Raw genomic sequence first — 7,177 nt, 5'->3', positions numbered from 1 at the left:
GAGGAGCCCGCCGAGGAGCCGACCAAGCCTCGGGAGCCGGAACCGCCGACCGACCCGATGGCCGCCGCCATGGCGAGTGCTGCCGACAGCCCTTCCGATGGTGACGGTCTGTTCGAGGAATCCCCGAGGGCTGCCGAAGCCGAGCCGCCGGCTGGGCCGGAACCGGAATTGGCATCGACGCCGGAACCAGCGCCGCCGGTGGCACCCTCATCGAAGCCCCAGGCCTCGCCCCCCAGCCCGAACCCCTTCTCGGTGGAAGAGATCGAAGCCGAGTTCGCGCGGTTGCTCGGCCGTCCCCTCGACCGCAAGAACTGAGTTCGGGGCCTGAGCCCCGTGCCGGAAAAGCACGCGGGCCGACTTCCCGGCTTCATCCCCTCCGCAGCGCTTGCGCCGCCCACGGAGCCGACGCAGGTTGCCGGCGCGATGAACCGCGATCGATCCCTCACGACGACCCCATCGACCGGCGCCCGGGCCGCGCTCCGGGCAACCCGTCTCGTTGCCGCGGCGCTCGCCCTCGCGCTGGGTACGGCGGCGGCCAGTGCGCAGAGCGTCTCGGTGGATCTCGGCGCCGGTGGCGGGGTGACCGAGCGGGCGCTCCAGCTCGTCGCCCTGATCACGGTCCTGGCGCTCGCGCCCTCCGTCCTCGTGATGACGACCTCGTTCACCCGCATCGTCGTGGTGCTGTCGATCCTGCGCTCGGCGCTGGGCACGCAGTCGGCGCCGCCCAACACCGTCATCGTCAGCCTCGCCCTGTTCCTCACCGCCTTCGTGATGGCGCCGGTGGGGCGCGAGGCCTATCGCCAGGGCATCGAGCCCCTGCTCGCCGGCCAGATCACCCAAGGGGTCGCCTTCGAGCGGGCTTCGGCGCCGTTCAAGACCTTCATGCTCAAGAACGTCCGCGAGAAGGACCTCAAGCTCTTCCTCGACCTCGGCAAGATCCCGACCCCGGCCGGGCCCGAGGAGGTCGGGCTCGAGGTGCTCACTCCCGCCTTCATGATCTCCGAGCTGCGGCGGGCCTTCGAGATCGGCTTTCTCCTGTTCATCCCGTTCCTGGTCATCGACCTCGTGGTGGCCTCGATCCTGATGGCGGTGGGGATGATGATGGTGCCGCCCGCCACCGTGGCGTTGCCCTTCAAGCTGATCTTCTTCGTGCTCGTGGACGGCTGGACCCTGGTGGCCGGCTCCCTCGTGCAGAGCTACGGGACGTAGAGGACAATCAGCCTGGCGGGCGGGCGGGCTCACCGTCTGCCGCGGCGCGGGCGCCGGGCTCGCCCTAGCGCTGGCCGCGGGGCGGAACGGCGCTGTCCGGGTAGCGCTTGCGGTATTCCTTGAGGAAGGCCTGGAGGGTCTCGGCGTTCGTCGCCTTCTGCGCGACCTCGCGAAAACCCTGGCTGCGAACGGCGTTGGGCTGCACCAGCATCGCGAAGGTGCGGGCATCGCTGCTCTCGGCCATCGGACCGGCGAACTTCGCGCGCAGGCGTTCGAGCCCGAGAACCTCGCCTGCGAGGCCGTAGGCGATCGCCGCGCGGACGACATCGGCGCGCACGCCGTCCACGAGCGGGTTGCCCGACCGCCACGTCTCCCCGACGAGGGCCTCGTGCGCCTCGCCCGCCTCTCGCCAGCGCCGCCCGCTCCAGAGGATGTCGGCGCGCAGGCGCAGGGCATCCGGCCCCGTCTCGCCCTCGATCGTCTCCAGGGCGAGGTCGGTGCGCGACAGGTCGGAGAGCGCGCGTGCGCGCAGGAGAGCGCGCGCCCGGCGCAGGTCCTCGGGCAGTTCGGCACCGTAGGTGGCGTCGATGACCTGCAGTGCCAGAAGGGGCTTATCGTCCATGATGCGGATCGCGGCGAGGCGGGCGGCGACACCGGCCCTGGCCGCGCCGGCGAGGCGCTGATCGACCTGATGCTGCAGCAGCTCGCCTGCGGAATCGAGGAGATCGAGCTGCACCAGCCGGTCGGCGAGTCGTCGCACGATCTCGTCGCCGCGCCGGCCGATCGGCGCGAATTCCTTGAAGTCGAAATACAGGGCCAGCGCCTCGACCCCGGAGAGACCGGCCGCCTTGTCGCCGAGGAAGAGGTCGTCGAACAGCACCTGCGCCGCGTCGTGCAGGGCGCGGGTGGCCGGCGAATTCGGCGCGATGGTGTTGGCCCGCCGCGCCGCCAGGAAGGCCGGACGCCATTGCTTGGCCTGCGTGTAGAGCTGGCTCAGGGCCGCGATGGTACGGAACTGCGTCTCGCCGCCGTGCCAGGTCAGCACCAGGATCTCCAGGCGCTCGATGGCGTCCGGCACGGTCAGCCTGCCCAGGGCCTGGCCGAGCATCGCCGCGCGCAGGGTCGCCTCGGCGGCGATCGGGCGCTCAGGGCTCCCGGCGAGGCGTTCGTAGGCGGTGAAGGCGGCCTCGGTCTGGCCAGTGACCTCGTCGACGCGGGCCCGCAGCAGGGCGAGCCTGTCCTGGATCAGACGTTCGGCCGCCCGTGCGGTGGCGGTGGTGATCTGTCGCGAGGCGGTCTCCCAATCGCCGGTCTCCACCGCGGCTTCCGCCGCGCTCGCGCGCAGCAGGGCCTGGAGATCGTCGGGATAGCGATCGAGCACGCCCATCGCGGCGCGGAAGGCGGCGTCGGCCTCGGGCCAGCGCCCGGCCTTGGTGTCGAGGAAGGCGGTCCAGAGGCGCGCCTCGGGGTCGCGCTTGAGGGATTCGGTGCCGAGGACGCGGCGGGCCTCGGCGTCCCTGTCCATGCGGGCCTGCGCGATGCCGGTCAGCAGCGCGACGTCGCGCTGCCCGGCCAGAACCGGGTCCTCGGCCGCCGCCGCGGTGAGCACGCCGAGGGCCTCGGGTTCGAGCCGGTTGGCGAGCAGGCTCCTGGCCAGCGCCAGGCGCAAGGGGCCTCGGCCGGGCCGCGGCGCCGCGGCGGCGGCCTGGAGCTGCTCGGCCAGCAATTCGCGCACGGCGCCACGCTGGGACGCCTCCCAGGGCCCGCGCTCCACGGCGAGGCCGTCGATCGCCACGAGGGTCGGCTCGGCGGTCCGCGCCACGCCCGAGACGGCGATGCCGGCCTCGCGGCCGATGGCGACGCCGTCGATGTCGGGCCTGACCAGAAGATCGTCGGCCTGGGCCAGGATGGCGACGCCCTGCCGACTCTGAAGGATCTCGAAATCCACGAAGACCTGCCGCTTGGGGATGCTGGCGGGCCTGGGGCCGTACCCTGTCACCACCGCGATGCGCTCCCCATCGAGGTCGAGCCAGGTCGCATTGGCGGGGCGCGGCAGGTTGATCGCGATGCCGAGCCTGCCCTCGGCTTCCGGCTTCCTGGTGACCTGCAGGCTGTCGCTGGCGGCGAGGTTCACGCCGGCCACGAGTTCCCAGCCGGTCGGCGCCCCCGGGACGCCGGTGGGGATCAGGTCGAGGAGGCGGTCGCGCGGCACGGAGAAGCGAAGGCTCACGACCCCGCCGGTGCGGACCGGAGGGCCGAGCGCGGCGAGCGGGGGCGCGGAAGCGGGAAGGCTCACCGGTTCGGAGGTCTCGAAGACCAGGGTCGCGATGCCGGCGCGCTCGAACAGAGCCGCGGCCGGCTGGACCTTGAACGGAAATGCGAGGCCCGGCCCCTCCGGACGCACGATCGCCGCAGGGGGAGCGGAGTCCTGAGGTTTGGGCGGCTCGACCGGGCGCACCTCCTCGGTGGGCTTCGCCGGGGCGGCGGCGGGCTTCGGCGCGGGGGGCCCTGGCTTCATCTCGGCTTTCGCCTTGACCTCCGAAGGCGGATCCGTGCGGACGAGGTCGAGGGTGACCCCGTCATCGTCACGGGCGGTCCGCACGGCCCAGCCGGCGGCCGGAACCACCCGCAGGCGCACGCCCGCGGCATCGGCCTCGACGGCGAGGACGTCGATGGCGGGCTTCGTCCGGCCACGCGCGGCGATGTCGTCGATGCGCCATGGTCCGGGCACGACGAGCGAGGTCTCCTCCCCGCTGGACTCGAACCGGGGCACGGCGTCCGGCGGTAGCCGCAGGCTGAGGCGGGTGACCGTGGGCAGATTCGCGAGTTCGAGGACGAGGCGCTTCGGTTCCGTCGGCGGCATGGCGGCGCGCAGGGCCGCCTCGGCGGCCTTCGTGCGCCGGAACAGCTCGGCGACGGCCTCGGTCGGCAGCGGCGGCGGCAGCCCGGTCCACGCGTCGGTGAGGAGATCGATGAAGACCTGTTCGCCGGCCGCCTGCACGTTGAGGCGGAAGGGCCGCTGAAGGGCGATGCGCATGCCGGTGCCGTCGGGATCGCGGCGCACGGCAGAGACGTAGTCGGGCATCTCCAAGGCGATGCGCTCGGCACCCGACGGGCTCGGCTCGCCGTAGCGCACCACCATCACGGATCCCGAGATGGTCGCCTTCACGATGACCTGGGCATCGAAGGTCAGCGCGATGCGGCCGTAACGGTCGCCCTGCAGTCCCTTGATCGTCAGGAGCTTTGCGGCCTCGGCCCTGGCGCCCGTCAGGATCGCGGTCAGGACCGCGAGGAGGAGGACGGCACGAAGCCGGCTCCGTCCTGTCGCGATACCGGTGCCGAGACCCATCGCTGAACGCCAAACCCAAGGGCGCCGCTCCCGTCACGAGGGATTCGCCGCCATACGCCACACGTGAGCGTCACTCTCCCCGATCGAGGCTAACGCTCACTTAATGGGCGCGTCCCCGGTTTGCGGGAGCGCGGGCGGCGTCTCCAGGCGCGATGATGCAGCCTTGCGCCGCCGCGGACCTTCGCGTTCGCCGCATGACTGCCTATGGCACCAGTTCGGCAGACTTAATCTTGGCCCCGAGACGGGGATAAACCGACAGAGCATTCCCCAGGTAGATCTTCGCTCGCTCCGCGTCCGTGATCGAGGCCGCCTCGACATAGCGTTTTGTGTCGTCGTAGGGGTGGCCCGTCTCGGGATCGATCCCGTTCACAGCTCCCACCATCTCGGAGGCGAACAGGACATTCTCGCTCGGCACCACCTTGAGCAGCAGGTCGATGCCGGGCTGGTGGTAGACGCAGGTGTCGAAGAAGACGTTGCGCATCAGCTCGGAGAGGGGCGGCCGCTTCATGTCCTGCGCGAGCCCTCGGTAGCGTCCCCAATGGTAGGGCACTGCGCCGCCGCCATGCGGAATGATCAGGCGCAGCGTCGGGAAGTCCTTGAACAGGTCGGAGGTGACGAACTGCATGAAGGCGGTGGTGTCGCCGTTCATGTAGTGCGCTCCCGTTGCATGGAAGTTGCGGTTGGCCGAGGCACTGACGTGGACCATGCCGGGCACGTCAAGCTCCACCATCTTCTCCCAGAGCGGGTACCAGAACCGGTCGGAAAGCGGTGGGTCGGTCCAGTAACCGCCGGATGGATCCGGGTTGACGTTGCAGCCGACAAAGCCGAGCTGCGTCACGCAGCGCTCCAGTTCAGCCGTGCAGTTCTTTGGTGAGACACCCGGCGTCTGCGGCAGCTGACAAACACCGATGAAGTTCTTCGGCATCAGGCTGGCGACACGGTGGATCATGTCGTTCGAGACGATCGACCAGTCGAGGCTGGTGCGGGCATTGCCGATGTGATGCCCCATGCCACCGGCGCGCGGTGAGAACAGGGCAAGCGAGATGCCGCGCTCGGACTGGAGCTTGAGCTGACGCCCACTGACGCTCGCCCTTACCTCGTCGTCACTGACCGTGAGGTCAGATGGAGAGGGTGACTGTGCTGTGTCGTTGATGGCATCGATTTGGCGCTTGCGCCAAGCCAACATGGCAGGCGGTTCGGTGGTGTAGTGCCCATGGCAGTCGACCACGATGCCCTTGTAGCGCGAGGGTTCAGGCCCGGCCCGCGCGGCAATCGGGGACGTGGCCATCGCTGCCGCTCCGAGGCCGGCAAGGCTCCGCATGAAGCCGCGACGCGGTAGGCAACAGGCGCAGGACGCATCTGCGAGGGAACCGGATGCTGCGATCATCGCTGGCCACCCTCCGGCATCGCGGCGCGCTTGCGCAGCACCATGTCACCGCGAAACAGGAACTTCTGTGCGCGTTTGCCGGTGTCGACCTCGGTGGTGAAGACGTTGCCCTTCGAGTCGACGGCGAGATTGTGAACCCAGTGGAAGTCGCCGGCCATCCGGCCGTTGCGGCCGAAGCGGCCCAGAACCTCGCCGTTGTCGCGCCTCAGCGTGCGGACCTCGTTGTTGGCCCCGTCCGCGTTGAGCAGGTAGCTCTGACCCTCGTCGGGCCACAGGGCGAGTTCCCAGACCGCACCGTTGGCGCGTGTGTTCTTCTCGACGAACATCTCCTTGACGAAGCTGCCGTCCTTCTTGAAGACCTGGATGCGGTTGTTGGTCCGGTCGCAAATGTAGACCAGCCCGTCGCGGGCGATCTGCACGCAGTGGACCGGGTTTCGGAACTGCGCGGCGGGCTCGGCTGACGGATCATAGGGACCCAGCTTCTCGTCGGTGGGTGGCTTGCCGTAGGCGCCCCACATCCGCTTGAACGCGCCGGTCTCCGCATCGAACACGATGACGCGGTGGTTGTAGTAGCCGTCGGCGACATACAACTCGTTGGTCTCGGGATCGACCTGCATGGCAGCGGGCTTGCCAAGGCGGCTCGTGTCCTGGCTGTCGGTCTGCGGCCCTTGCTTGCCGATCTGGAGGACGAAGCGGCCGTCCTGGGTGAACTTCAGGATCTGGCCGTCGGTGTCGCCGTTCCCAGCCAACCAGACGAAGCCCTTGTGGTCGATATGGATGCCGTGCTCGTTCTGCGGCCACTGGTAGCCCTCACCGGGTCCGCCCCAGGATTTCACCAGCGTGCCCTGCTGGTCGAAGACGAGGACCGGCGGCGCCGGCTTGCAGCACCGGGTGCGTGGCGGATCCAAGCTCGCGGCCTTCTCGTCTTCGGTGAGCGAACGCGGACGCTGCACGACCCAGACGTTGTCCTGAGCGTCGACAGCGACGCCTGCGGCCTGCCCCATGATCCAGTCGTTCGGCAGACGCTTGGGCCAAGCGGGATCGACTTCGAACCGCAGGGGTTCTTCTGCCGCGGCGGAAACGGTAAGTCCGAGTAGAACAACGACCATCAAACGTCGCAGCATGCCGGCTCCTCCCTGAGATGTTTTTTTAGCTTTGCGTCTGGGAACACATCAGACGATGCGGTGTCGTGTTCGTCCAGCGCTGCAGCTGCCGCGCTATCCGCATCGGGC

General features: G+C 69.6%; 4 protein-coding genes and 1 pseudogene. 2 read left to right on the top strand and 3 right to left on the bottom strand.

Annotated features, from left to right (window positions below; genetic code table 11):
- Together ACFE7U_RS06840 and fliP are read left to right on the top strand one after the other, a co-directional pair.
- Window positions 1-315 (top strand): annotated as a pseudogene (locus ACFE7U_RS06840) (hypothetical protein); the annotation flags it as partial.
- A gap of 108 nt (window positions 316-423) precedes the next feature.
- Window positions 424-1,209: a flagellar type III secretion system pore protein FliP gene (fliP, locus tag ACFE7U_RS06835; protein WP_375408981.1), complete on the top strand. Its 786-nt coding sequence runs from the start codon at window positions 424-426 to the stop codon at window positions 1,207-1,209.
- 64 nt (window positions 1,210-1,273) lie between these two features.
- Here fliP and ACFE7U_RS06830 read toward each other — a convergent pair whose 3' ends face one another.
- The 3 genes from ACFE7U_RS06830 to ACFE7U_RS06820 form a co-directional block, all read right to left on the bottom strand.
- Window positions 1,274-4,558: a hypothetical protein gene (locus tag ACFE7U_RS06830; protein WP_375408980.1), complete on the bottom strand. Its 3,285-nt coding sequence runs from the start codon at window positions 4,556-4,558 to the stop codon at window positions 1,274-1,276.
- Between the two features lie 202 nt (window positions 4,559-4,760).
- The gene (locus ACFE7U_RS06825) at window positions 4,761-5,789 is read right to left on the bottom strand and encodes an amidohydrolase family protein (protein ID WP_375408995.1); all 1,029 of its coding nucleotides are present in this window, start codon (window positions 5,787-5,789) and stop codon (window positions 4,761-4,763) included.
- 152 nt (window positions 5,790-5,941) lie between these two features.
- Window positions 5,942-7,054 (bottom strand): hypothetical protein, encoded by a 1,113-nt coding sequence (locus tag ACFE7U_RS06820; protein ID WP_375408994.1) that lies wholly within the window; start codon window positions 7,052-7,054, stop codon window positions 5,942-5,944.
- Between the last annotated feature and the right edge of the window lie 123 nt (window positions 7,055-7,177).

The organism is uncultured Methylobacterium sp. (genome assembly GCF_964251405.1).
In the GTDB taxonomy this organism is placed as follows: domain Bacteria; phylum Pseudomonadota; class Alphaproteobacteria; order Rhizobiales; family Beijerinckiaceae; genus Methylobacterium.
Note: the sequence above shows the minus strand (reverse complement) of the source record. Positions and strands in the feature narration are given on the sequence as shown.